This window comes from Sphingomonas sp. Leaf38 (assembly GCF_001421825.1).
Classification (GTDB): Bacteria; Pseudomonadota; Alphaproteobacteria; order Sphingomonadales; family Sphingomonadaceae; genus Sphingomonas.
Window position 1 is genome coordinate 1,641,548 of sequence record NZ_LMLD01000011.1, and the last position, 24,836, is coordinate 1,666,383.

The window sequence follows — 24,836 nt, forward strand, 5'->3', positions numbered from 1 at the left end:
CGCGGTTATTCCGGGACCGAGCCCGGATCGGCGATGCCGGCGGCGAACGACTTCGACGAGTCGGTTCCGTCGGCCTGATGGGCGTGCTCGGGCGCCGTCTCTGGCTTTGGCAGTTTGGGAAGCTTTGGCGTGCTGCCGCGCAGGGTGAGCAGCGCGCCGATCGCGGCGCCGGCGACGGCGACACCGCTGAAGATCGCTGCGGCACCCCATTTGCCACGCGCCTTCTCTGCGGGCTTTATAACTGCAGCGAGCGGCACGATCGGGCGTGCCGAACCTGGCCGCGGCGTGCTGCGCTTGGTCGAGCGCGGTTTTGGGGCAGGCTTCGGCACTGCCTTTCGCGGGGGCGACTCCGCGGACGACTTTGCCTCGGATGTCGGCTTCACCGGAGTCGGTTTCGACGGCGCGACCGGTTTGGCGGTCGAGGTCGCCGCGACCGACTTGGGCGCGCTGGTCTTGCGAGGGGCACGGCGCCGGGTGACGGGCTTCTTGGCGTCCGTCTCGGGTGGGTCGGTGTCGGCCACGGCTATGCTCCCTCAGAAATGATTGCGGAGGCGTAACGCATTGGCACGCGATCCGCTCCGTAGGTGTGCGCTTAGCGGAAGGGCGGCTCGTCGAACGCGCGCAGCTTGCGGCTGTGCAGCTTGGCGCCCTCGAGCCGCAACTGCTCGCACGTTTCGATGCCGATCCGCAGATGCTCGCTGATCGCACGCTCGTAGAAGCGGTTGGCCTGACCCGGCAGCTTCAGTTCGCCGTGGAGCGGCTTGTCCGAGACGCACAGCAACGTGCCGTAGGGCACGCGGAAGCGATAACCCTGCGCCGCGATCGTCGCGGACTCCATGTCGATGCCGACGGCGCGGCTGAGCGAGAAGCGCAGCGCGGACTTCGAATAGCGCAGTTCCCAGTTGCGATCGTCGGTGGTGACGATCGTGCCGGTGCGCAGGCGGCGCTTCAGCTCCTCGCCCGACTGGCCCGAGACGATCTCGGCCGCCTTGGCCATCGCAACCTGGACTTCGGCGATCGCGGGCACCGGGATCTCCGGCGGCAGCACGTCGTCGAGGACATGGTCGTCGCGCAGATAGGCGTGCGCAAGGACATAGTCGCCGATCCGCTGGCTGGGGCGCAGGCCGCCGCAATGCCCGATCATCAGCCACGCCTCGGGCCGCAGCACGGCGAGATGGTCGCAGATCGTCTTCGCGTTCGACGGGCCGACGCCGATGTTCACCAGCGTGATGCCGGTGCGGTCGTCCGCCATCAGGTGGTAGGCGGGCATCTGGTGCCGCCGCCATGCGCTGTCGGAGATGATCTTGTCGATATCGTCGCCCGACGAGATGGTGATCCCGCCCGCGCCCGACAGGCTGGTGAAGCGGCTGCCTTCACCCAGCTGCGTGCCCGCCCAGCGGACGAACTCGTCGACATAGCGGTGGTAGTTGGTGAAAAGCACGAAGCGCTGCGCATGCTCGGCCGGCGTGCCCATGTAATGGCGCAGGCGCGCGAGGCTGAAATCGGTGCGTAAGCCGTCGAACAGCGCGAGCGGGCGCGTATCGTCCTGCGCGACCCAGATACCGTCGGCGATCTCGTCGCCGATATGCGCGAGCTCGGTGGCGGGGAAGTGGCGCGACAATTCGGTGGCGGACACTTCGTCGAGGCTCAGCGCGTGGCCGGGATCGATGACGTAGGGGAACGGGATCTCCTGGCGGCCTTCGACGGCTTCGACGGTGACGTCGTAATCCTCGATCAGCAAGGTGAGCTGTTCGATCAGATATTCGGCGAAGATCGCGGGCTTGGTGACGCTGATCTTGTACTGGCCGGGCGTGACCATGCGGCCGAACGAGCGCAGCGGAGTGGGACGGTCGACGCCGCCCTTATAGGTCAGCCGGATTTCCGGATAGGCGAACGAGCCATCGGTGCGGCTGACCGGATCGGGGACGGTGCCGTCCGCGATATAGGCACTCATGGCGCGTTGGAGGCGCTCGACGGAGGCGCGGTAGAGGCGGTCGAGGTCGGCGACGAGGTCGGATGCGAGTGTCATCGCGCAGTGTTAGGTGGCGCAGGTTACGGTGGCAAGACTGCGGGCGACCTCCGGTTTGAAACCACCCCGACGAAGGCCGGGGCCCAATTGGGGAACAGATTTAACGGCGGACAGCCCGAAGTTACCTCGGTCCTGCCAATTGGGCCCCGGCATTCGCCGGGGTGGGAATAAGGGCGGGCATTGCGCCCGCCCTTTTACATCAGATCTCGCTGAGGAGATGCTCGGCCGAGCTGACCTTGAACTCGCCGGGGGCCTCGACGTTGAGCTGCTCGACCACGCCGTCGTTGACGAGCATCGAGTAACGCTGGCTGCGCGTGCCCATGCCGAAGCCCGAGCCGTCCATCGTCAACCCGATCGCCTTCGCGAAATCGCCGTTGCCGTCCGCCAGCATCGTGATGTCGCCCGCGCCCGCCGACTTGCCCCACGCGCCCATCACGAACGCGTCGTTGACCGAGACGCACGCGATCTCGTCGACGCCCTTGGCCTTCAGCTCGGCTTCCTTCTCGACGAAGCCGGGGAGGTGCTTGGCCGAGCAGGTGGGCGTGAACGCGCCGGGGACCGCGAACAGCGCGACCTTGCGGCCCTTGAAGAAGCTGTCGGTATCGACCTGGTCTGGGCCGTCTGCCGTTGCCTTGACGAGGTTGGTGGTGGGAAGCCGGTCGCCGACGCTGATCGTCATCTGAAATCTCCTGTCGCCGCGAAGTGGTCGCGCGCGAGCCGTACCTTGGACTCAGGCGTACGTATTTCAAGCGTGGCGGGCGCCGGTCTGCGCCGCTATGTTCCAACGCATGGACAAGACGGCCTTTCTTTCGGGACAATTCCTGCTCGCGATGCCGGGGATGAGCGACCCGCGCTTTGCCCGCGCGGTGATCGCGATGTGCAGCCATGACGAGAATGGCGCGATCGGGATCGGGCTGGGCGCGACGATCGACGGGCTGGGCTTTCACGACCTGCTCGAACAGTTCGGGATCGAGCCCGGCGATGCGCCCAACGCGCCGGTGCATTTCGGTGGCCCGGTCGAGCCGCGGCGCGGGTTCGTGGTGCACTCGTCCGACTGGGGCGGGCAGGATAGCGTCGACGTCGCGGGGCGGTGGAAGCTGTCGAGCACGGTCGACGTGCTGCGCGCGATCGCCGAGGGGCGCGGCCCGTCGCAATGGGTGGTGGCGCTGGGCTATGCCGGCTGGGACGGCGGGCAGCTCGAGGGCGAGCTGTCGCGGCCGGGGTGGTTCAATGTGGCGGGGGATACCGGACTGGTATTCGAGACCGCGGCGGAGGATCGCTGGACGCACGCGTTCGCGCAGGCGGGCGTGGACCCGCGGTTGCTGGTGGCGGAGACGGGGCGGGCCTGACCCAAATCCTCCCCCGCCAGGGGTAGGTGGCTGGCGCTTGCCAGACGGAGGGGGAGGAAAGGGAAACGGCGGTTCCGTGTCCTCCCCCTCCGTCGCCTTTGGCGCCACCTCCCCCTGGCGGGGGAGGACAGTTTACGTTGGCGCCAGCTCGAGGTCGGGGCTCCAGCCGTCATATAAAGATATCTTTATATTTGATCTGGTGCGCCTGATAGCCTAAGTGGCAGGCCATCCGGCACGGGCATGAGGCTCGCCGATCAAAGATTATTCCCAGGAGATATCCTCGTGGCCACCACCTTAGCGCCCGCGAAGACGGATTACGTCGTCGCCGACATCAGCCTTGCCGATTTCGGCCGCGCCGAGATCAACATCGCAGAGACCGAGATGCCCGGCCTGATGTCGCTGCGCACCGAATTCGGCGCAGCCCAGCCTCTGAAGGGCGCGCGCATCACCGGCTCGCTGCACATGACGATCCAGACCGCGGTGCTCATCGAGACGCTGACCGCGCTCGGCGCCGACGTCCGCTGGGCGACGTGCAACATCTTCTCGACGCAGGACCATGCCGCTGCCGCGATCGCCGCGTCGGGCGTCCCCGTGTTCGCGATCAAGGGCGAGAGCCTCGCGGACTATTGGAACTATGTCGGCGACATCTTCTCTTGGGATCGCGACGTCGAGGGCCAGACCGCCAACATCATCCTCGATGACGGCGGCGACGCGACGATGTTCGCACTCTGGGGCGCCAAGCTCGAGGCCGGCCACACGATGCCCGAGCCCGAGAACGAGGAAGAGGTCGAGATGCAGCGTGCGCTGAAGGCGTATGTCGCAAAGAACCCCGGCTATCTGACCGAGACCGTCAAGAACCTGAAGGGCGTCTCGGAAGAGACCACCACCGGCGTCCACCGCCTGTACGAGATCGCCAAGAAGGGCGAGCTGCCGTTCCCTGCGATCAACGTCAACGACTCGGTCACCAAGTCGAAGTTCGACAACCTCTACGGCTGCAAGGAATCGCTGGTCGACGCGATCCGTCGCGCCACCGACGTCATGCTCGCCGGCAAGGTCGCCTGCGTCGCCGGCTTCGGTGACGTCGGCAAGGGCTCGGCCCAGTCGCTCCGCAACGGCGGCGCACGCGTGATGGTCACCGAAGTCGATCCGATCTGCGCCTTGCAGGCGGCGATGGAGGGCTTCGAGGTCGTGACGATGGAAGAGGCCGTGACCCGCGCCGACATCTTCTGCACCGCGACCGGCAACGCCGACGTCATCACCGCCGATCACATGAAGGCGATGAAGCCGATGTCGATCGTCTGCAACATCGGCCACTTCGACTCGGAGATCCAGATCGCCGCGCTGTCGAACTATGACTGGACCGAAGTGAAGCCGGGCACCGACCTGGTGAAGTTCCCGGACGGCAAGCAGATCATCATCCTGGCGAAGGGTCGCCTGGTGAACCTGGGTTGCGCCACCGGCCACCCGTCGTTCGTGATGTCGGCCTCGTTCACCAACCAGACGCTCGCGCAGATCGAGCTGTGGACCAAGGGCGAGAACTACAAGAACGAAGTCTACGTCCTGCCCAAGCACCTCGACGAGAAGGTCGCGATGCTCCACCTCGAAAAGCTCGGCGTGAAGCTGTCGAAGCTCTCCGACAAGCAGGCTGGCTATATCGGCGTGCCGGTCGAGGGCCCGTTCAAGCCCGACCATTACCGCTACTGATCCTCGGGATCCCGTAGGGTTCTCGAAAGCCGCGTCCGCCACCAGGCGGGCGCGGCTTTTTCGGTGTGCGGCCTTTACCTTCGGGCTGCGGCGGACGTCCGCCCGCGAGCGGCATTTCCGATCGCGGCACCTGCAGCGCAGACCCGCTGTCCTGACTGGCCGGACAGATATTTGACGACGGTGGCTGGGCTGAGCTGGTGACGCGCGCGATGGGCCGGTTCGATGCTCATCACGCTCGCCTTTCGCATAAGGCAAAGGTTTTCGGTGCGGATGGCTTTCCCGGACGGTTCTATCTGTCCTAGACGGGGGCAATGACATTGCCTCGCCCCCCGCTGTATCCGCGATGATCACATTAGGCCCCGGGGCGGCCGTAGCGGCGAGCGCACTTCTGCTGGCGCTTGTCGTCGCTGGGTCGGTGCTGCTGTTCCTCGGTCTACGTGCGCGTAATGCCGCGGTTGAGACCACGCAGGCGAACGCGCATTTCAAGACCCTGCTCGACGGGTCTCCGGCGACCGTGACGGTTATCCGGTCGGGTGGGCGGATCGAGATGTCGCAGCGGATGGCGGACTGGCTCGGATTTGACGTGCCGCCGCGCGCGGTCGCCGAACTGGCAAGCGGTGGAACGGGGCTTTCGCCCGATGATGCCGCGCGGCTGATCGCGGACGTGACGGCGGCGCAGCGGTCGGGGCGGGCATTCGTGCGGTCGGTCCGGCTGGCGGAATCGACCCGTGCGATCACGTTCCGGGGTGCGCGCGCACCCGGGGAGATGGGGGCGACCGGGGCGGTATTGCTCTGGGCGTTTGATGCGACCGATAGCGAGGCGGAGATCGCGCGGCTCGCCGCGGAGACCATCCGGCTGCGGTCGGCCTATGACTCGCTGACCGGGCTGATCGAAGCGGCGCCGATGCCGATGTGGTACCGCGCGACCGATTTGCGGCTGGCAATGGTGAACACCGCCTATGTCGACGCGGTCGAGGGCCGCGATGCCGCCGATGTCGTCGCGCGCGGGCTTGAACTGGTCGAGGGGTCGGGGCGCGGCGGTCCGCTGGCCGGCGCCGCGGTCGCGCGCGAGCAGGGGCGGCCGCATCAGCAGGTCCTGCCCGCGACGATCGACGGCGCGCGCCGCTCGCTACAGATCTACGACGTGCCGCTGCCGAGCGGCGGGGTCGCGGGGTTCGCGATCGATATCGAGGAACTTGAGCAGGCGCGGTCGGGCGCCAAGCGGTTTGCCGAGGCGCAGCGGGCGATGCTCGACCGCTTGTCGGCAGGCGTGGCGCAGTTCGGCGGGGACCGGTCGCTGGTCTTCTGCAACCAGCCGTTCCGGCGGATGTTCGCGATGCGCAGCGAATGGCTCGCCGACCGGCCCGAGTTCGACCGGGTGCTCGAACGCATGCGCGAGGCGAATCGCCTGCCCGAGGTCCGCGACTTTCCGAGCTGGAAGGCGGAGCGACGCGATTGGTTCATGCAGACCGGCGCGGCGCAGGCCGGCGGGCAGGGCGGCGGCGCGATGGAGGAAAATTGGCACCTGCGCGGCGGCACGCATCTACGCGTGGTGGCACAGCCCTTGCCCGATGGCGGCTTGCTGCTGATCTTCGAGGATCGCACCGAGCAGGTCCAGCTCGCCAGCGCGCGCGATACGCTGCTGCGTGTGCGCACCGCGACGTTCGACAATTTGTTCGAGGCGCTTGGCGTCTTCGCGGCGGATGGGCGGTTGCAGTTGTGGAACAACCGGTTCCGGCTGTTGTGGGGGCTCGAGGAGGAGTTCCTGGCGTCGCACCCGCGCGTCGATGCGTTTGCCGAGGCGGCGGGGGGCAAGCTGCTGACCCCCAGTCGCTCCGCGCTGATCCCCGATCTCGTGCGCTCGGCGACCGTCGAGCGGCAGCAGCGGGGCGGGCGCGTGGCGTTTGCCGATGGCCGACATTTCGAGTTCGCGGGCGTGCCGCTGCCCGATGGGAATGCGCTGTTCACGATGCTCGACATCACCGACAGTCGGCGTGCGGAGCAGGCGTTGCGCGACCGCGCGAACGCGCTGGAGGCCGCGGACAAGGTGAAGACCGCGTTCGTTGCGAACATGAGCTATGAATTGCGCACGCCGCTCACCTCGATCAGCGGGTTCGCCGAGATGCTCCACGGCGGTTATGCAGGCGAGATGACGCCGCAGGCCGAGGCCTATGTCGGCGCGATTCTCGAATCGGTCGAGCGGCTCGGGCTGCTGGTCGACGACGTGCTCGACCTGACCCGCGCCGAGAGCGACCGCGAGGAGACCGACCGGAGCGACGTCGATCTCGCGAGCACCGTCCGCGCCGCGGCGGAGACGATCCTGCCGTCCGCCAAGCGGCGCAAGCTCGACTTCGCGGTCGAGGTGGCGCGGTCGACCGGACGGGTGAACGGCAATCCCAAGCGGTTGAAGGAGGTCGTCGAGCATCTGCTGCGGCATGCGGTCGCGGCGACGCAGGATGGCGGGCGCGTGCTGCTACATACCGACGGCAATGCGACCTCGGCGCGGATCGTGGTGTCGGACGACGGGGTAGGCATGGATGCGGAGGCGGTCGCGCATGCGTTCGACCGGTTTGCCGAGTCCAAGCCGATGGGGGATCGGGCGCTGGGGCTGGGCCTGCCGCTGGCCAAGCAGTTCGTCGAGGCGCATGGCGGGACGATCGAGCTTGTGTCCGAGCCGGGCGAGGGCACGCTTATTACCGTCGAACTGCCGCGCCGATGAGCGCACTACTTCTGCTCCCTCTCCCCTGCGGGGATAGGGTCGGGGTGAGGGGCTGCCAAGCAGTGCTGCGCCCCGAACAGCCCCTCACCCAACCCTCTCCCCGCAGGGGAGAGCGCTCATGCACATGATCCTGCTACCCGATCCACAAGCTACGGAGGCGTTCGGCGCTCTGCTGGCCGAGCGTGTTCGTCCCGGCGACGTCATCACGCTCGAAGGTACGCTCGGCGCGGGCAAGACGAGCGTCGCGCGCGGACTGCTCGCCGCGCTCGGACTGGTCGGCGAGGCGCCGTCGCCCAGCTTTGCGATCGTCCAGCCCTATGAGCCGCCCGAAGTCCGCTTTCCGGTGTTGCACGTCGACCTCTACCGGATCGACGACCCGGCAGAGATCGAGGAACTCGCGCTCGACGACGCACGATACGATTCGCTGCTGCTGGTCGAATGGCCCGAGCGCGCAGGGCCCGACTATTGGCCCGATGCGCTTCGGCTGAGCCTGACGATCGAGCCGGACGGCACGCGCGGCTTGACTATCGGCGTGCCGGAAGCTTGGAGGTCGCGATGGCCGACATGACCCCGCCGCCTGGCGCCGCCGCTTTTCTCGACGCTCATGGCTGGGGAGGGGCGAAGATCCTTCCGGTCGCGGGCGACGCGTCGTTCCGGCGCTATTTCCGCGCGGTGCATGGTGCCGAGGAGGGAAGCCGTCGGGCGATCCTGATGGACGCGCCGCCGCCGCATGAGGACCCGCGGCCGTTTATCGCGGTGGCGGAATGGCTGGTCGAGCGCGACTTCGCGGCGCCGGCGATCCTGGCGTGCGATCTCGACCAGGGCCTCGTGCTGATCGAGGATTTCGGCGACGATCGGTTGCGCGAGGCGGTCGACGCGGCGCCGGAGGAGGAGCTGTCGCTGTATGCGCCGGCGATCGACCTGCTGGTCCGCCTGCGTGCGGAGCCCGCTGGACCTGTCCCCCCGTATGACCGCGCGGTACTGAAGCGCGAGGCGGGGCTGTTCGTGGAGTGGTACTGTCCGGCGGTCGGGATCGCGCCCGATCTGGCAGGCTGGGATGCGGCGTGGGAGTCGGTGTTCGACCATGCCATCGCCGAAACGCCGGTCACCGTGCTGCGCGACTATCATGCCGAGAATTTGATGCTGGTCGGGCCGGAACGGTCGCTCGGGCTGCTCGACTTCCAGGACGCGCTTGCGGGGCATCCCGCCTACGATCTCGTGTCGCTGTTGCAGGACGCGCGGCGGACGGTCGATCCCTCGGTCGAGGCGGCGATGCTCGAGCGGTATCGCGCCGCCACCGGTGCCGACGCGGCATTCATGGACGCGTATCACGTGCTCGGTGCGCAGCGGAATGCCAAGATCCTGGGCATCTTCACGCGACTGTGGCAGCGCGACGGCAAGCCGCATTACGCGACGATGTGCCCGCGCGTCTGGGCGTATTTGGAGCGCGACCTCGCCCAGCCGGTGATGGCGCCGGTCGCGGCGTGGTTCGCGGCCAACATACCGACGACGGTACGCGACGATCCGCTGGTCGTCGCGGCATGACCCGGCAGCAGACGATCCGCCCCGTCCCGCATGGCACCGTCCCCGAGACGGCGATGGTGATGGCGGCAGGCCTCGGCAAGCGCATGCGGCCGCTCACCGCGACGCGGCCCAAGCCCCTGGTCAAGGTGGCCGGCAAGCCGTTGATCGATCACGTCTTCGCACGGTTGCAGGCCGCCGGCATCAAGCGGGCGGTCGTCAACGTCCATTACCTCGCGGACACGCTGGAGGCGCACGTCACGGACCGGTTCGAGGGGATCGACGTCGTGATCTCCGACGAGCGCAAGATGCTGATGGAGACGGGGGGCGGGCTGGTGCAGGCGCGCGGGCTGCTCGGCGAGGCGCCGGTGCTGGTGGTCAACAGCGACAATCTGTGGATCGACGGGCCGGTCGATGCGATCAAGTTGCTCGCGTCGCGCTGGGACGATGCCAAGATGGATGCGCTGCTGCTGATGGTGCCGCTCGCACGTGCGCATAATCACCGCGGGCCAGGCGATTTCTATCTCGCTGCCGATGGGCGGATCAGTGGGCGGCGCAAGTCGGGCCGGCTCGCGCCGTTCGCCTATACCGGCATCCAGATCCTCCACCCGCGGCTGATCGCCGACTGGCCGGAGGGTCCGTTCTCGACCAACCTGTTCTGGGACCGCGCGATCGCGTCGGGTCGCGCTTATGGCCAGGTCCACCAGGGCCTGTGGTTCGACGTCGGCACGCCCGCCGCGATCCCGCGGACCGAGGCGATCCTCGCGGATGGCTGATAGCGCCACGGCGGGTCGTCCGACGCTGTACACGATCCCCGCGCACCGGGCGTTTGCCGATGCGCTGGTCGCCGGGCTGATGCGGCAGGCGGGGCGCGATCCGCTCGCGCTGGCGCGCGCGCTGGTCGTGCTGCCGAACAACCGCGCGGTGAAGGCGGTGACCGAGGCGTTCGTCCGCGCGAGCGGCGGCGGGCTCGTGCTGCCGCGGCTGGTCGCGCTGGGCGATCCGGAGATGGGCGAGGCGGTCGGCGCCGCGCTCGATCCCGCCGACGATATCGGTCCGCCGCTGCCCGCGGTGCCGCCCTATCAGCGCCGCATGATCCTCGCGCGGCTGGTGTCCGAAGAGCGCGCGCGAGAGGGCCATCCGGTCGATGCGGCCGAGGCCGTACGGCTCGCGGGCGAACTCGCGCGGACGCTCGATCAGTTGCTGGTCGAGGAGGTGCCGCCGACCAGGTTGCGCGATATCGAACTCGGGCCGGAGCTGACCGAGCATTGGCGTCGCGCGCTGGCGACGTTCGAGATCGTGCTGCAACGCTGGCCGGGCGAACTCGCGCGGCTCGAACGGATCGATGCGGCGACGCGGCGCTCGGCGCTGCTCGACCGGCTCGCGCAGCGCTGGCGGAGTGCGCCGCCCGCCGGGATCGTGTGCGCGGCGGGCGTGACCGATTCCGCACCCGCGGTCGCACGGCTGCTTCGCTGCATCGCCGACATGCCGCATGGAATGGTGGTGTTCGCCGGGCTCGACCTCGCGCTGCCCGACGAGGAATGGGATGCGCTCGGCCCGCATGATCCGCACCCGGTGACCGGGCTCACGCGGCGCTCGATCGAGACGCATCCGCAGTTCGATGCCAAGCTGATGCTCCTGCGCATGGGTGTCGCGCGCGGCGAGGTGCAGATTTGGCGCGAAGTCGGCGGGCACGATGCCGACGCCGCACGCGGCCGGGCGATCGCCAACGCGCTGGCACCGGCGGATTTCACGGGCAAGTGGACGCAGCTCGCGGCCGAGGATCGTCGGCTCAAGGGGGTGACCGCCGCCGAGCTCGCGACGCCTGCGGAGGAGGCGCAGGCGATTGCGCTGGTGCTGCGCGAGGCGCTGGAGGTGCCCGAGCGGACAGCCGCGCTGGTCACGCCCGACCGCGCGCTGGCACGGCGCGTGGCGGCGCATCTCGGGCGCTGGGGCATCGGCATCGACGACAGCGCGGGGCGGCCTTTGTCGATCCTGCCGCCGGGGACGCTATTGCTCGCGCTCGCCGAGGCCGCGGCGCAGCGCTTCTCGCCGCTCGCGCTGCTGGCGTTGCTCAAGCATCCGCTGGTGCGCAGCGGCGAGGATCGCTTGCTGTGGCTCGACGGCGCACGCGCGCTGGACCGACGGTTGCGCGGGCCGCGGCCTGCGGCGGGGCTCGACGGGATCGCCGGGCATCTCGAGGAGCGCAAGGGGACGGCGGCGACGTGGTGGGCCGACGTCCAGCCGCTGCTGACGCCGCTCGCCTGCGCGTTTGATCAGGGGCCGCAGCCGCTTGTGTCGGTGCTCGCATGCCTGCGCGAGACGGCGCAGGCTTTGTGCGGCGACAATCTCTGGTCGGGGCTCGCGGGTCGTGCCGCGGCGGAGTTTCTGGCCGATCTGGAAGCCGAAGCGCCCGCCGGACCGCCCCGGGTCGATCCGCGCGAGGTGCCGCAATTGCTGCGCACGCTGCTTGACGAGGTCGCGGTGCGACCGGCGCCGGGCGGGCATCCGCGGCTGGCGATCTACGGCCTGATCGAGGCGCGGTTGCAGACCGCCGACGTGATGGTGCTGGGCGGGCTGAACGAAGGCGTCTGGCCGGGGCGGCCCGCGCCCGATCCGTGGCTTGCGCCGCGCATCCGGATGGAGCTTGGCCTGCCGGGGCTGGAGCGGCGCGTGGGCACCGCGGCGCATGATTTCGCGCAGGCGCTGGGCGCGCCCCGTGCGGTCGTGACGCGCGCGCGGCGCGATGCGAAGTCGCCGGCGCTGGCGTCACGGCTCTGGCTGCGGTTGCAGGCGCTCGCCGGTGATCGGTTCGAGCGCGCGTCGGCGCTGGAGGGATGGACGCGTGCGCTCGACGATCCGGGCGAGCATCTGCCCGCCGATCGTCCCGCGCCGTCGCCGCCCGCGCTGCTGCGGCCCAGGGCGATTTCCGTCACCGAGGTCGATCGCCTGAAGGCCGACCCTTATGCCTTCTACGCGCGCCGCGTGCTCGGGCTGATGCCGCTCGATCCGGTCGATGCCGATCCGAGCGCGGCGTGGCGCGGGACCGCGGTGCACGACATTCTCGAACAATGGTGGAAGCAGGACGGCTGCACCGTCGACACGCTGCGGCTGCGCGCGAAGGCGATGCTCGACGACGAGCGGACGCATCCGATGATGCGCGCGCTGTGGCAGCCGCGGCTGCTCGAGGCGATCGACTGGATCGCGGGCGCTATCGTGGCGCAGGGGGAGGATGGCCGCAGCGTCGCCAGCGCCGAGGGCAAGGGCAAGATCGAGATCGCCGGGGTGACTCTGTCGGGGCGCTACGACCGGATCGACCGGCTGGCCGATGGCCGTCTCGCGGTGATCGACTACAAGACGGGCAAGCCGCCATCGCCGACCGCGGTGCGCGCCGGCTACAGCCTGCAGCTCGGGCTGCTCGGACTGATCGCCGAGCGCGGCGGGTTCGCCGACGTCTCGGGCACCGCGGGCGCGTTCGAATATTGGTCGCTCGGCAAGAAGCGCGACGCGTTCGGCTATATCGAGAGCCCGGTCGATCCCGAGGGCAAGCGCGACAAGATCCCGACCGCCGAGTTCACGTCGATCGCCGCGCACAACTTCACCGAAGTCGTCGGCGAATGGCTGACAGGCAGCGCCGCGTTCACCGCCAAGCTCGTGCCCGAATACGCCCCCTATGCCGAGTATGACCAGCTGATGCGACGCGACGAATGGTATGGCCGTGAGCGGTGACACGCTCGCCACGCTGCCCCGGCTGAGGGGTGCACAGGCCAATGCGAGCGACCCGTCGTCGCACGTCTGGCTGTCGGCGTCCGCTGGCACCGGCAAGACTCAGGTGCTGGCGGCGCGTGTGTTCCGGCTGCTGCTGCGCGGCGTCGATCCCGGCGCGATCCTGTGCCTGACCTTCACCAAGGCGGGCGCGGCGGAGATGGCGCAGCGGATCAACGGGCGGCTCGCCGCGTGGGTGCGGATGCCCGCGCCGGCGCTGGCGGCCGATCTGATCGCACTCGGCGAGAGCCCGGTACAGGCGTTGCAGGACCGCGCGCGCACCCTCTTCGCCAAGGTGCTCGATGCGCCGGGCGGAGGCTTGCGTATCCAGACGATCCACGGCTTCTGCCAGGGGTTGCTTGCCGCGTTCCCGGTCGAGGCCGGGCTGACGCCGGGGTTCCGGCCGCTCGAGGCGCGCGAAGAGGCGGGGCTCGCGCGCGAGGCGCTGGCGAGCCTGTTGTCGGATGCCGAGCGCGAGGGGCGCGAGCGTCCGGTCGAGATCGTCGGGCGGCTGAGCTTGCGGATGGGCGAGGGCGGGGCGGAGGCGTTCCTGCTGGCGTGCGCGCGCGCGCTGCCCGCGCTGGAGGCACTGCCGGTCGGGATCCAGCCGTGGCTGCGGCGCGAGTTGGAGCTTCCATCTGGTGACATCAACCAGGCTGTCGCAGAATGGTGTGACGCCTTAGATGTGGATGCTATCACGCGAATTGGCGAGTTGAACCGCGCGTGGGGAACGAAAAATGGTGTCGCGCGGGCGGAGATCATCCGAACGTGGTTGGAGCGCTCGGTAGAAGATCGAGCTGGAACCTTGACCGAACTGCATACGGTGTGGGCCAAGGCTGACGGAGAGCAGCGCTCATTTGGTAAGGGACAAGCGCCGCAGGATCCTGAATACGCCGAAATCGCTGCCGAACTTTACGCCAACTGTTCGGCACTTTTCGCGCTGGAAATTAGAACAAGGTATGCAGATCTGCTCGGCGACGGGCTCGAGGTCGGGCGCGACTATGCGCGTGGCTATGCGCAGGCCAAACGACGCGCGGGCGCGGTCGATTTCGACGATTTGATCGCGACGACGGTGGCGTTGCTCGACCAGCCGGGGATCGGCGAGTGGGTGCGTTACAAGCTCGACCAGGCGACCGAGCATCTGCTGATCGACGAGGCGCAGGACACCAACGGGCATCAGTGGCGGATCGTGCGCGCGCTGGCGGACGAGTTCTTCGTCGGCCGCGGCATCTATGCGCCGTCGACGCGGACGCTGTTCACGGTCGGCGACTATAAACAGGCGATCTTCGGGTTCCAGGGCACCGATCCGCTCAATTTCCAGGCGGCCGAGCAGTATTTCGGCGGGCGGGCGACCGAGGCGCTGGGCGACGACGACTGGCCCGAGGAGGAGCGCGGGCTGCCGCTCGCGCGGTTGTCGCTGCGGCATTCGTTCCGCTCGACGCGGACCGTGCTGGAGTTCGTCGATGCCGCGATCGACGCGATCGGCGAGCCGGGGCTCGGCATCGCGGGCGATGTCGAGCGGCATGCCAGCGAAGTCGCCGGGCCGGGCACCGTCACGCTGTGGCCGCCGGTCTCGGCGGGCGGCAGCGAGGACGACGAGGAAGGTTGGGTCGACGACGCGGTGCGGAAACTCGCCAGCGATATCGCGCGCGCGGTGAAGCGCTGGCTCGCGCCCGACACGGGGCTGATGCTCGAGAGCAAGGGGCGCAGGCTGCGGCCCGAGGACGTGATGATCCTCGTCAAGCGGCGCGGCGATCTCGCCTCGCTGATCGTCGCGCGGCTCTATGCCGAGGGCGTGCCGGTGGCGGGTGTCGATCGGCTGCGGCTGAACGCGCCGCTCGCGGTGCAGGATCTGCTCGCGACGATCCGCTTCGTATTGCAGCCCGAGGACGATCTGAGCGTCGCGGCGCTGCTCGTGTCGCCGTTGATCGGGTGGACGCAGGACGAGCTGATGGCGGCGGCACCGCGCGAGGCGGGGCCGCTCTGGCGCCATCTGCAACGCACGCAGTCTCCTGCGCGGCTCGCGCCGTTGCTGGCGATGCTCGCGCGGGCGGACATCGCCACGCCGTATCAATTCCTGGAGGAGCTGTTGTCGGGGCCGCTCGACGGACGCCGGAAGCTGATCCGGCGGCTGGGGACAGAGGCGCGCGATCCGATCGAGGAGCTGCTCAACGCCGCGCTGACGTTCGAGAGCACGACGACGCCGTCGTTGCAGCGCTTCCTCGACTGGTTCGATCGCGGCGATGTCGAGATCGTCCGCGATCCGTCCGCGCCGCTCGATGCGGTGCGGGTGATGACGGCGCATGGCGCGAAGGGCTTGCAGGCGCCGCTGGTGATCCTCGCGGATGCGACCGCGGATCCGTCGGCGGCGCCGCGCTCGATCCTTAAATGGGCGCCCGAGCCCGGCGCTGCGCCAATTCCGGTGTTCCGCCCGCGATCGAACGAGCGTGGCGGGCCACTCGATGCGGTCGTGTCGGCGGCCGAGCAGCGCGAACTCGAGGAGCATTGGCGGCTGTTCTACGTCGCGGCGACGCGCGCGGAGGAGCGGCTGGTGATCGCGGGGGCGCTCGGGACGCGCGCGAAGGGCGTGCCGCCGGAGAATAGCTGGTACGCGGCGGCCGATCGTGCGCTGACCGCGCTTGCGGTGCCGCCTTCCGAGGAGGGCAGCGGCGAGGAGCGGCGGTTCGTCGGGGTCGAGCCTCAGCCTGCGGTTAGCGTCAAGGCTACGGCATCGGCGGAACGTCCGGCAGATGCGCATCTCCCGGGCTGGGCGCACGCACCGGCGCCGGTCGAGGCCCGCCCGCCGCGCCCGTTGTCGCCGTCCGCGCTGGGCGATGACGCCGTGTCCGATCCGCCGCCTACGCCTGCGATGCGGGTCGCGGCGGAGCGGGGCCGGCTGATCCACGCGCTGTTTGAGCGGCTGCCGGCGGTTGCCGATCCTGATCGCGCCGAGGCGGCGGATCGCTGGCTGGCGAAGGCTGGGGGCGTCGAAGATGCCGCGGCGCGCGCGGACATCGTGCGCAGCGTCGTCGCGGTGCTCGACGATCCCCGGTTCGCCGAGCTGTTCGGCGCGGACACGCTGGCCGAGGCGCCGATTGCCGCGACCTTGCCGAACGGCATCGTCGTGTCGGGCACGGTCGATCGCCTGCTGATTGAGGCGGAACGCATCCGGGTCGTCGACTTCAAGACCGGGCGGCGCGCGCCGAGCGGGCTGGACGACGTGCCCGATTATCATCTGAAACAGATGGCGGCCTATGCCGAGGCGCTTGGCGTGATCTTTCCGGGCCGATCGGTCGAGGCGGCGTTGCTGTACACCGCAGGACCGCGGTTGATCGTGCTCGGCGATGCGACGCTGGCCGCGAACAAGCCGCACTATCGCGCCAAGGAGCAAAGCTAGCGCCTCGGTGGTTGAGCGAACACACGTGCGCCCCTAGATTGCGTTCAACGAAGGAGAATTACGATGGCCACCAAGCAGATTACCGACGCCAGCTTCGATGCGGACGTCCTGAACGCGGACGGGCCCGTGCTCGTCGATTTCTGGGCGGAATGGTGCGGTCCGTGCAAGATGATTGGACCCTCGCTCGAGGAAATCTCGGAAGAACTGGGTGAGAAGGTGACGATCGCCAAACTCAACATCGACGAGAACCCCGACGCGCCGGGCAAGTACGGCGTCCGCGGCATCCCGACGATGATCCTGTTCAAGGGCGGTGCACCGGCCGCGACCAAGGTTGGCGCCGAGCCCAAGGGCCGGCTCAAGGCCTGGCTTGAGGGCGAACTGGCCTGATCCCCAAGTCGTGCAGTACTTGCGCGGCTAAGGTATAAGAAGACTGTTCTCATGCTGCCGGCAATGCGGTAACGTCTTTCCTGAACGGGGAGGGTGTCATGAACGCATTCGTCGGCAGTTGGGTTAATGATCTCGGGTCCGAAATGATGATCGCGCGTGCCGATCCATTGTCCTTGCCCTCTTCCACACTGTCACATCTGCGCATCGAGGGTACCTATCGTACGCGCGTAGGTGTTGAGAACAACGGTGAATTCTTCCCCATGACGGGTTTCGTCACGGGCGATCTGATTACATTCTGCGTCAGCTACAATCGCATCGACGATGACGGGGAACATCGTTCCGTCTGTTCGTGGGCAGGCCAGTATCTTCCCGACCAGCGAGTCGATGGCACGTTCGATCAAGGCGATCCGCTGACGTCGATCCGGACATTATGGCATCTTGTGCCAACGCTTTCGTCTCCGAACCATGCCGCCGAATATGGCTGGTTGCTCGCACATTGCGGCGGCAACGTTTTCATCAAGCAAAACTAATCGCCTCGGTCAGCTACGATAGTCGGCGTTGATCGAGATATAGCCGTGCGTCAGGTCGCAGGTCCACACGGTGGCCCGGCCGTCCCCGAGCGCAAGATCGACGCCGATTTCGACCTCCTGACCCTTCAGATGCGCCGCAACCGGCGCTTCATCATAACCGCTCAGCGCCAAGCCACCTTCCGCGACCTGCGTATTGCCTAACCGGATCGACAGCGTATCGCGATCGGCGGGTTCGCCGGCCTTGCCGACCGCCATGACGACGCGTCCCCAGTTCGCGTCCTCGCCGGCGATCGCGGTCTTCACCAATGGCGAGTTGGCGATGCTCATCGCGACGCGGTGCGCGCTGCGGTCGCTCTCGGCGCCCGTGACTTGGATCTCGATCAGCTTCTGCGCGCCTTCGCCGTCGCGGACGACGAGCATGGCCAGCTGATGGCAGAGGTCAGCGAGCGCCGCCCGGAACGCGTCGGCGCCGACGCTGTCATCGTCCGCGAGCACCGTATTACCCGCCTTGCCCGTGGCGAATGCCAGCACCGTGTCGCTGGTCGAGGTATCGCTGTCGACGGTGATGCACGAGAAGCTCGGCGCATTCGCCTGCGACAGCGCGGCCTGCAGGAACTCCGGCTCGACCGCGGCGTCGGTGAAGATGAAGCCGAGCATCGTCGCCATGTCGGGCGCGATCATTCCCGACCCCTTGATTATGCCGACCAGCGTGACCGTGCGGTCGTCGATCACCGCGGTCGTCACCGCGCCCTTGGTGAAGGTGTCGGTCGTCATGATCGTCGAGGCGGCATCCTCCCAGCCGCACGGCTCGGCGGCGAACGCGGCATCCAGCCCGGCTTCGGCCTTGTCGATCGGCAGCGGTACGCCGATCACCCCGGTCGAGGACACGAACACGTCCGAAGGCTGGCAGCCGAGATGCGCCGCGGTCCGCGCCGCGATCGCCTCGACCGCCGCCCTGCCGCGCGAACCGGTAAACGCGTTGGAGTTCCCCGCATTCACCACCAGCGCGCGCGCCTGCCCAAGCGTCAGCGCCGCGCGGCACCATTCCACCTCGGGCGACGGGCATTTGCTCGTCGTCAGCACGCCCGCCACTACTGTCCCCGGATCGAGCGTCACGAATGTCAGGTCGCACCTGTCCCACGCCTTGTACCGTGCGCGGGCCACATATGCGGTCACCCCAGCAATGGCAGGTGCTGACGGGAACGGGAGCGCGAGCGGTGATGACATGCGGGATCGCCTAGGTTACTTCTGGGTCGGGCAGCGGGGTAGCAACATGACATTGACAGGCAAGCGATTGGTTGGGGCAGCTTTCGCAATTTGCTCGGTAACCACTGCAACCGCGGCGCAGCGGCCGATGATGCCGGTTCCGATCGGCAACCCGGGTACGTGGATAACGGCTGATGATTATCCGCCTGAGGCCGTTCGAGCCAATCGATCTGGACGGGTCGTCGCAGACGTCGACGTCGGCTCCGACGGAAAAGTCATATCGTGCAAAGTCAGCGAGTCGAGTGGCACCACCAGCCTCGATCTGAAGACGTGCGAGATCGTCATGGAACGCGGACGGTTCAACCCTGCGACGGACCCGAAAGGCCGACCGACCGCTGGCACCTATCATATGCCTGTCAACTGGCTGGTGCCGGACTCCGCGCCGCCGATCGACCTGACGTCGGGCAAGTTCGAACAGGTGACGGAATTCGAGAGCGTTATCGGGACGGATGGCAATATCGTGAGCTGCCGCGTCATCACAAAATCCGACGCGGCGCAGCCGGACCCCTGCGCCAAGCTCGTTCCAGGATCGCCGACGTACAGCACCTATGTCCGTAATGGCCAGCCATCCCGCACCCTTGTACATTACCGCTACTCGGCAGTCGCCAAGCCCGCCGACTGAGCGTCTTTAAGTCGATCTACAGGATGGACGTCACAACAGCATTGCCATAATGGATCGGGACGCATGAACCTGCTGCTTCTCCTTTCCGCCCTCCTGTCCGCGCTGACCGGCGCGGTACCGGGTGTGCGTGGGCAGTCGGCGCAGGCGGTGGCGCAGGGCAGCATCTGCGCACAGGCCGCCGTGGTCGCGGTGGCGAAGGTCGCGGTGCGGCCGGTTGCGAGGCGCGCCTCGCTGGCGGAAATTGCCGTCTCCGCGACTCTGCGCGCCATCGACCTCGGCAACACCCCGATCTGGGCGGATCGTCGGCGCGTATAGCGTCGGGCGCCTGATCCCTCGGCCTGCGGGCCGCTCCCTATTCTTCCGCGTGCGGGCGCAAAGCGTGCCGCCGCGTCTCATATCCAGGAAATCAGCCCATGTTCGGTGGCCTCGCCAAATCCTTGTTCGGTTCGTCCAACGACCGCTACGTCAAGTCGCTCAACCCGATCCTCGCGAAGATCGCCTCGTTCGAGCCGTCGCTCCAGGCGATGTCGGACGACGAACTCTCGGGCCAGACGGTCAAGTTCCGCGCGCGGCTCGCAGAAGGCGAGAAGCTCGACGACCTGCTTCCGGAAGCGTTCGCGACTGTCCGTGAAGCCGCTAAGCGCGTGCTCGGCCAGCGCCATTACGACGTGCAGATGGTCGGCGGCATCGTACTCCACCGCGGCGAGATCGCCGAGATGCGGACCGGCGAGGGCAAGACGCTCGTCGCCACGCTCGCTACCTATCTCAACGCGCTGCCCGGCGACGGCGTCCACGTGGTCACCGTCAACGATTACCTCGCCGCGCGCGACGCCGAGTGGATGGGGCAGGTCTACACCTTCCTCGGCATGACGATCGGCGTCATCATCCCGAACCTGTCGGACGAGGAGCGCCGCGCCGCTTATGCCGCGGACATCACCTATGGGACGAACAACGAGTTCGGGTTCGACTATCTCCGCGATAACATGAAGTATGAGCGCAGCGCGATGACGCAGCGCCCCTTCAACTTCGCGGTGGTCGACGAGGTCGATTCGGTGCTGATCGACGAGGCGCGCACGCCGCTCATCATCTCCGGCCCGACCGACGACAAGTCCGAGCTGTACATGCAGGTCGACGCGGTCGTGAAGCAGCTCGATCCCGCCGACTACGACAAGGACGAAAAGCAGAAGACGATCATCCTCACCGAGGACGGCACCGAGAAGGTCGAGCGGATGCTCGAGGCGGCGGGGCTGCTCGAGGGGCAGAACCTGTACGATTTCGAGAACACGCAGGTCGTCCACCACCTCAACCAGGCACTGCGCGCGATCGTGATGTTCAAGTCGGACATCGACTACATCGTCAAGGACGGTAAGGTCATCATCATCGACGAGTTCACCGGTCGCATGATGGACGGCCGGCGCTGGTCGGACGGCCTGCACCAGGCGGTCGAGGCGAAGGAAGGCGTGCAGATCGAGCCCGAGAACCAGACGATGGCCTCGATCACGTTCCAGAACTATTTCCGCATGTACCCCAAGATCGGCGGCATGACCGGCACCGCGGCGACCGAGGCGGCCGAGTTCTACGACATCTACAAGATCAACGTCGTCAGCATCCCGACCAACGTCACGGTCAAGCGCGTCGACGAGGAAGACGAGTTCTACAAGGACACCAAGGACAAGTTCGCGGCGATCGCCAAGAAGATCAAGCACCACGCCGATCTCGGCCAGCCGGTGCTCGTCGGCACGGTGTCGATTGAGAAGTCCGAACTGCTGAGCGAGTTCCTGGTCGGCGAGCAGGTCGAGCACAAGGTGCTGAACGCGCGCTTCCACGAGATGGAGGCGCACATCGTCGCGCAGGCCGGGCGCAAGTCCGCGGTGACGATCGCGACCAACATGGCGGGCCGCGGCACCGACATCAAACTGGGCGGTAACCTCGAATTCCGCATGCTCGACGAGCATCCCGACCTCGTCGAGGGCACGCCGGAATATGCTACCGAAGCGGCGCGGATCGAGATCGAGATCGAGGCCGAGAAGCAGGCGGTGCTCGCCGCGGGCGGCCTGTTCGTGCTCGGCACCGAGCGGCACGAGAGCCGGCGCATCGACAACCAGCTGCGCGGGCGTTCGGGGCGTCAGGGCGATCCGGGCCTGTCGCGCTTCTATCTGAGCCTCGACGACGATCTGCTGCGGATCTTCGGGCCGGACACGCTGTTCGCCAAGATGATGCGCAACAATATCGAGGACGGCGAGGCGATCGGCAGCAAGTGGCTGAGCAAGGCGATCGAGACCGCGCAGAAGAAGGTGGAGGCGCGCAACTACGACATCCGCAAGCAGGTCGTCGAATATGATGACGTGATGAACGAGCAGCGCAAGGTCATCTACGAGCAGCGTGCCGACATCATGGACGCCGAGACGGTCGGCGACGTGGTCACCGACATGCGTGCGGAGACGGTCAACGTGATCATCGGTGATGCGTGCCCGCCCAACTCGTACCCCGAGCAGTGGGATGTCGCTGGCATGAAGACTCGGCTTGCCGAGGTGATGAACCTCGAGCCGCCGATCGACGCGTGGCTGCTTGAGGAATCGGTCGACCCCGAGGTGATCGAGGAGCGGGTCCGCGCGCTCGCGGACGAGGCGATCGCGACCAAGGCCGCGGATCTGGATGCGGAGACGTGGACGTCGGTCGAGAAGTCGATCCTGCTGCAGAATCTCGACCATCACTGGAAGGAGCATCTGGCCACGCTCGACGCGCTGCGCCAGGTCGTGCACCTGCGCGCGTACGCGCAGAAGACGCCAATCAACGAGTATAAGCAGGAGGCGTTCTCGCTGTTCCAGCGGATGCTCGAGACGATCCGCGAGGACGTGACCAAGACGATCGCGCATGCGCAGTTCCAGATGCAGGCGCCGGTCGGGCTGCCCGAACTGCCCGACTTCATCACGACGCATTTCGACCCGTTCACGGGCGAGGACAATTCGAACGACTTCGATGCGGGCACGCGCGGCCACATCACGTCGACGATGCCGCCGCTTCAGATCCCGCAGCCGCAGGAGGCCGATATCGGCGAGGATCCGGCGAATTGGGAAGGCGTCGTCAGCCGCAACGCGCCGTGCCCGTGCGGCTCGGGCCGCAAGTACAAGCAGTGCCACGGCGCGGTGTGACCGGCTGAACGAGGCCGGGCGTATCGGGCGCCCGGCACGCTGACCGGCATGTCGGGTTGGCTGACACCGGTCACGATCGCGAGCGTCGCACGGATGGGTGGTTGGATCATCCCCTGGCGGGGGGGGCGTCTGCCTGGTAGAGAGCGTTCGGCTCGCCCGCTGTCGCGTATTATCCTCTAGAGTCGCCTTGCGCGGCACTTCGTCCGGGCGAAGGAGGATAGAGTGTTTTCGAGCGCGAGCACGCTGACGCTAAGGCCGTTGCCGCGAGCCGGAGATCGCCGGCATCGATAGGAAGTGATCGATTAGTTGGGGGGCGCTGCCGAACGGGCGGCGCCCCCCCTATCGTCAGAAGCTCACGCGGCCGCCAAGCGACAGCACGACCGCCGAGGCGTTGCGCAGCGCGCCCGAGGTCAGGATATTGGTCTGCACCGCAGTGCCGGCATAGGCCGCCGTGTTGCGGTCGATCGTCGTGTTGGCGAAGTCGACATATTGCGCGCCGGCGTCGAGCGCGATGCGCGGCGACAGCTGGTAGGAGCCGCCGGCCGCATAGGTCCAGCGATCGGCGTCGGGGACGCGCGCGTCGCGCTGGCCGTCCTGGGTCGGCGACTTGGTGCGCTGCACGCCGGCACGCACGGTGAGCTTGGGCGTGACGTCATAGTCGAAGCCACCTGCGAGGCTCCAGCTGTCCATGTAGTTTTCGGGGATCGCGGTATTCAGCGGCGCACCGAGATCGATCGTGTCGAACTTGCTCCAGTTATATGCGACGACCTGTGCGTTGAGCGTCAGCTTGTCGGTGCCGCGGAACCGGCCTGCGACGATCACCTGACCCGGCGTGTTGAACGCGGCCTTGGCGCCCGACACGGTCGTGTTCGACGACGCGAGCGGACCGACGAGGCCGCTGACCGTGAGATCGCCCTTCAGGTTATGCCGGATGCTCGACTTGTAGCTGATGCCGACGGTCGCGAAGTCGTTGTGCAGCTGCACGCCCGCGGTCCAGCCGAAGTCCCAGCCATCGCCCTTCAACTCCTGATGCCCATCGGGCAACGCCGCGGACAGATTGGGGAGCGCGTTGTTGAGGATCGCGTCGGTATATTCGACGTTGAGCGCACCGCCGACGCGGAGCCAGTCGGTGACGACCACACCGATCGAGGGCTGGACGTCGATCGTGCGCAGCCGCGTCTTGTCGGCGCTGTAGCGGGCCCAGCTATTCGCCTCGTAATTGGTGGTGAAGCTGAACGGCGACGTCACCGCAAGGCCGATCGCGATCCGGTCGGTGAGCGGGTAGGCGATCGCGCCCGATGGGACGACGCCCCTGTTGATCGGATCGCTCGACGTGCCGTTGCCGCCAACCGGGGTGTAGTTCAGGCCGGTTGGCCGACCGGTCGTCGGCGAGAAGGTCGGACGACCGATGACCGTCCCGGTATCGACGACGTCGCCCTTGGGCAGGATCGCGGTCGCGCTCAGCGTCGCGCTGCCGTCGCGGATGCCGGCGATCGCCGCCGGGTTCCACCACAGCGAGTCAGGACCGGTGTCCGCGCCTTCGCCCGAAAACGCACGGCCCGCGCCGCGCGCCGACTGCGCCTGGAGATAGAAGGCGTCGGCATAGGCGGTGCTGGCGAAGCCGACGGTGCCGACGAGGGCGGAGGCGACGAGAAGCGGGGCTTTGATACGCAAGGACATGAAACAGACTCTGTACTGGAAATGATCGGGGAGAAATTCAGTGTGGCGGCGGCGCCTCAGCGCACGCGCGTCCAGGTCTGCGTCTTGCAGAGCGGGAAGAAGACGCAGCCGCGGAGCTTCAACTGGTTCGCGCCGACGGGCGTGATCTTGCCGCTATAGGTCTTGCCGTCCTCGGCATTGTAGACCTGGCCGCTGCTCCACACGCCGTCCTTGTCGGCCTTGAAGCCGCTCAGCATCTGCATGCCCTGGATCGGACGGTTGCGCAGCGCGGTGTTCGCGTTGTTCGCGTCCTTCATCGACGGATTGGCGCGCAGCGCATCGGAGGTCAGGATCTTGCCGCAGATCGACGGGCCGCAGCGGGCGATCTCGACGATGGCGTTGCGGGTTTCGGTCTTCCAGCGACCGACGACGGTCTCAGGCGTGGCAGACGCGCCGGCGAGCAGGGCGGTGGCGATCAACAGGGACATCTTCGATCCTCTCCTAGAATTTGGGGTCGCCGTATATGTACGGTCGACAATTTCTCGTAAGGCCAGCGACGTTAGCGCGACCCTGTTACCGTATACGGCAGTTATGAAACCGCCCTAGTTTCGTCGGAAGACAAGTCAAGTCTTCTTACTGATTCCGGCCGGTGAAATAATGTTCATGAGTTCGTCGTTCCCCCGCGCAGGCGGGGGCCCAGGGTAACGCACGTAGCGCCGCTTGACCCTGGGCCCCC

General features: G+C 67.5%; 19 protein-coding genes. 13 read left to right on the forward strand and 6 right to left on the reverse strand.

Annotated features, from left to right (window positions below; genetic code table 11):
- Positions 1 to 5: 5 nt before the first annotated feature.
- The 3 genes from ASE88_RS18470 to ASE88_RS14975 form a co-directional block, all read right to left on the reverse strand.
- Positions 6 to 521, reverse strand: a complete 516-nt coding sequence (locus ASE88_RS18470; protein WP_082466564.1) for a hypothetical protein — start codon at positions 519 to 521, stop codon at positions 6 to 8.
- A gap of 71 nt (positions 522 to 592) precedes the next feature.
- Positions 593 to 2,029, reverse strand: a complete 1,437-nt coding sequence (locus tag ASE88_RS14970; protein ID WP_056478988.1) for an AMP nucleosidase — start codon at positions 2,027 to 2,029, stop codon at positions 593 to 595.
- Positions 2,030 to 2,228: 199 nt separating this feature from the next.
- Complete coding sequence (locus ASE88_RS14975) at positions 2,229 to 2,708, reverse strand: peroxiredoxin (RefSeq protein WP_055877594.1); 480 nt, start codon at positions 2,706 to 2,708, stop codon at positions 2,229 to 2,231.
- A 109-nt stretch (positions 2,709 to 2,817) separates the two neighbouring features.
- On the opposite strand from ASE88_RS14975, the gene ASE88_RS14980 reads away from it, so the two are divergent.
- The 10 genes from ASE88_RS14980 (at position 2,818) to ASE88_RS15025 (ending at position 17,401) form a co-directional block, all read left to right on the forward strand.
- Positions 2,818 to 3,378, forward strand: coding sequence for a YqgE/AlgH family protein (locus ASE88_RS14980; protein ID WP_055878717.1), 561 nt, complete (start codon positions 2,818 to 2,820; stop codon positions 3,376 to 3,378).
- A 240-nt stretch (positions 3,379 to 3,618) separates the two neighbouring features.
- A complete protein-coding gene (gene ahcY, locus ASE88_RS14985) occupies positions 3,619 to 5,082 on the forward strand; it encodes an adenosylhomocysteinase (RefSeq protein ID WP_407818125.1) in 1,464 nt (487 codons plus the stop codon).
- Between the two features lie 343 nt (positions 5,083 to 5,425).
- Positions 5,426 to 7,801 (forward strand): PAS domain-containing sensor histidine kinase, encoded by a 2,376-nt coding sequence (locus tag ASE88_RS14990; protein ID WP_056478991.1) that lies wholly within the window; start codon positions 5,426 to 5,428, stop codon positions 7,799 to 7,801.
- A gap of 118 nt (positions 7,802 to 7,919) precedes the next feature.
- The gene (tsaE, locus tag ASE88_RS14995; protein WP_055877581.1) at positions 7,920 to 8,369 is read left to right on the forward strand and encodes a tRNA (adenosine(37)-N6)-threonylcarbamoyltransferase complex ATPase subunit type 1 TsaE; all 450 of its coding nucleotides are present in this window, start codon (positions 7,920 to 7,922) and stop codon (positions 8,367 to 8,369) included.
- On the forward strand, positions 8,366 to 9,346 hold the full coding sequence (locus ASE88_RS15000; protein ID WP_200910268.1) for an aminoglycoside phosphotransferase family protein: 981 nt from the start codon (positions 8,366 to 8,368) through the stop codon (positions 9,344 to 9,346). Before tsaE ends, ASE88_RS15000 begins: the two co-directional genes overlap by 4 nt.
- Positions 9,343 to 10,098, forward strand: a complete 756-nt coding sequence (locus ASE88_RS15005) for a nucleotidyltransferase family protein (RefSeq protein WP_056478996.1) — start codon at positions 9,343 to 9,345, stop codon at positions 10,096 to 10,098. Before ASE88_RS15000 ends, ASE88_RS15005 begins: the two co-directional genes overlap by 4 nt.
- Positions 10,091 to 13,051, forward strand: coding sequence for a double-strand break repair protein AddB (gene addB / locus ASE88_RS15010; RefSeq protein WP_056478999.1), 2,961 nt, complete (start codon positions 10,091 to 10,093; stop codon positions 13,049 to 13,051). Before ASE88_RS15005 ends, addB begins: the two co-directional genes overlap by 8 nt.
- Positions 13,035 to 16,484 carry a double-strand break repair helicase AddA gene (gene addA / locus ASE88_RS15015; protein ID WP_056479002.1) on the forward strand — a complete coding sequence of 1,150 codons (3,450 nt, stop codon included), beginning with the start codon at positions 13,035 to 13,037 and terminating at the stop codon, positions 16,482 to 16,484. Before addB ends, addA begins: the two co-directional genes overlap by 17 nt.
- Before the next feature lie 63 nt (positions 16,485 to 16,547).
- Positions 16,548 to 16,871 (forward strand): thioredoxin TrxA, encoded by a 324-nt coding sequence (trxA, locus tag ASE88_RS15020; RefSeq protein WP_055877560.1) that lies wholly within the window; start codon positions 16,548 to 16,550, stop codon positions 16,869 to 16,871.
- Between the two features lie 98 nt (positions 16,872 to 16,969).
- The gene (locus ASE88_RS15025) at positions 16,970 to 17,401 is read left to right on the forward strand and encodes an avidin/streptavidin family protein (protein ID WP_082466565.1); all 432 of its coding nucleotides are present in this window, start codon (positions 16,970 to 16,972) and stop codon (positions 17,399 to 17,401) included.
- Positions 17,402 to 17,410: 9 nt separating this feature from the next.
- Here the strand turns inward: ASE88_RS15025 and argJ are convergent, their stop codons facing one another.
- Positions 17,411 to 18,628 (reverse strand): bifunctional glutamate N-acetyltransferase/amino-acid acetyltransferase ArgJ, encoded by a 1,218-nt coding sequence (gene argJ, locus ASE88_RS15030; RefSeq protein WP_056479009.1) that lies wholly within the window; start codon positions 18,626 to 18,628, stop codon positions 17,411 to 17,413.
- A gap of 46 nt (positions 18,629 to 18,674) precedes the next feature.
- Between argJ and ASE88_RS15035 the strand changes: the two genes are divergently transcribed.
- The 3 genes from ASE88_RS15035 (at position 18,675) to secA (ending at position 22,441) form a co-directional block, all read left to right on the forward strand.
- Positions 18,675 to 19,289: an energy transducer TonB gene (locus ASE88_RS15035; protein WP_162233423.1), complete on the forward strand. Its 615-nt coding sequence runs from the start codon at positions 18,675 to 18,677 to the stop codon at positions 19,287 to 19,289.
- Positions 19,290 to 19,352: 63 nt separating this feature from the next.
- A complete protein-coding gene (locus ASE88_RS15040; RefSeq protein ID WP_056479014.1) occupies positions 19,353 to 19,604 on the forward strand; it encodes a hypothetical protein in 252 nt (83 codons plus the stop codon).
- Between the two features lie 98 nt (positions 19,605 to 19,702).
- On the forward strand, positions 19,703 to 22,441 hold the full coding sequence (gene secA, locus ASE88_RS15045; protein ID WP_056479017.1) for a preprotein translocase subunit SecA: 2,739 nt from the start codon (positions 19,703 to 19,705) through the stop codon (positions 22,439 to 22,441).
- Positions 22,442 to 22,786: 345 nt separating this feature from the next.
- On the opposite strand, the gene ASE88_RS15050 is transcribed toward secA, so the two are convergent.
- Positions 22,787 to 24,121: an OmpP1/FadL family transporter gene (locus tag ASE88_RS15050; RefSeq protein ID WP_056479020.1), complete on the reverse strand. Its 1,335-nt coding sequence runs from the start codon at positions 24,119 to 24,121 to the stop codon at positions 22,787 to 22,789.
- Between the two features lie 56 nt (positions 24,122 to 24,177).
- A complete protein-coding gene (locus ASE88_RS15055) occupies positions 24,178 to 24,588 on the reverse strand; it encodes a DUF2147 domain-containing protein (RefSeq protein WP_055877533.1) in 411 nt (136 codons plus the stop codon).
- Positions 24,589 to 24,836: the final 248 nt, after the last annotated feature.

What these genes read in the sequence shown, in the direction of transcription:
- ASE88_RS14970 (WP_056478988.1), bottom strand. Translation starts at nt 2,029, where the DNA reads ATGACACTCGCATCCGACCTCGTCGCCGACCTCGACCGCCTCTACCGC.
- ASE88_RS14975 (WP_055877594.1), bottom strand. Translation starts at nt 2,708, where the DNA reads ATGACGATCAGCGTCGGCGACCGGCTTCCCACCACCAACCTCGTCAAG.
- ASE88_RS14980 (WP_055878717.1), top strand. Translation starts at nt 2,818, where the DNA reads ATGGACAAGACGGCCTTTCTTTCGGGACAATTCCTGCTCGCGATGCCG.
- ahcY (WP_407818125.1), top strand. Translation starts at nt 3,619, where the DNA reads ATGAGGCTCGCCGATCAAAGATTATTCCCAGGAGATATCCTCGTGGCC.
- ASE88_RS14990 (WP_056478991.1), top strand. Translation starts at nt 5,426, where the DNA reads ATGATCACATTAGGCCCCGGGGCGGCCGTAGCGGCGAGCGCACTTCTG.
- tsaE (WP_055877581.1), top strand. Translation starts at nt 7,920, where the DNA reads ATGCACATGATCCTGCTACCCGATCCACAAGCTACGGAGGCGTTCGGC.
- ASE88_RS15000 (WP_200910268.1), top strand. Translation starts at nt 8,366, where the DNA reads ATGACCCCGCCGCCTGGCGCCGCCGCTTTTCTCGACGCTCATGGCTGG.
- ASE88_RS15005 (WP_056478996.1), top strand. Translation starts at nt 9,343, where the DNA reads ATGACCCGGCAGCAGACGATCCGCCCCGTCCCGCATGGCACCGTCCCC.
- addB (WP_056478999.1), top strand. Translation starts at nt 10,091, where the DNA reads ATGGCTGATAGCGCCACGGCGGGTCGTCCGACGCTGTACACGATCCCC.
- addA (WP_056479002.1), top strand. Translation starts at nt 13,035, where the DNA reads ATGGCCGTGAGCGGTGACACGCTCGCCACGCTGCCCCGGCTGAGGGGT.
- trxA (WP_055877560.1), top strand. Translation starts at nt 16,548, where the DNA reads ATGGCCACCAAGCAGATTACCGACGCCAGCTTCGATGCGGACGTCCTG.
- ASE88_RS15025 (WP_082466565.1), top strand. Translation starts at nt 16,970, where the DNA reads ATGAACGCATTCGTCGGCAGTTGGGTTAATGATCTCGGGTCCGAAATG.
- argJ (WP_056479009.1), bottom strand. Translation starts at nt 18,628, where the DNA reads ATGTCATCACCGCTCGCGCTCCCGTTCCCGTCAGCACCTGCCATTGCT.
- ASE88_RS15035 (WP_162233423.1), top strand. Translation starts at nt 18,675, where the DNA reads ATGACATTGACAGGCAAGCGATTGGTTGGGGCAGCTTTCGCAATTTGC.
- ASE88_RS15040 (WP_056479014.1), top strand. Translation starts at nt 19,353, where the DNA reads ATGAACCTGCTGCTTCTCCTTTCCGCCCTCCTGTCCGCGCTGACCGGC.
- secA (WP_056479017.1), top strand. Translation starts at nt 19,703, where the DNA reads ATGTTCGGTGGCCTCGCCAAATCCTTGTTCGGTTCGTCCAACGACCGC.
- ASE88_RS15050 (WP_056479020.1), bottom strand. Translation starts at nt 24,121, where the DNA reads ATGTCCTTGCGTATCAAAGCCCCGCTTCTCGTCGCCTCCGCCCTCGTC.
- ASE88_RS15055 (WP_055877533.1), bottom strand. Translation starts at nt 24,588, where the DNA reads ATGTCCCTGTTGATCGCCACCGCCCTGCTCGCCGGCGCGTCTGCCACG.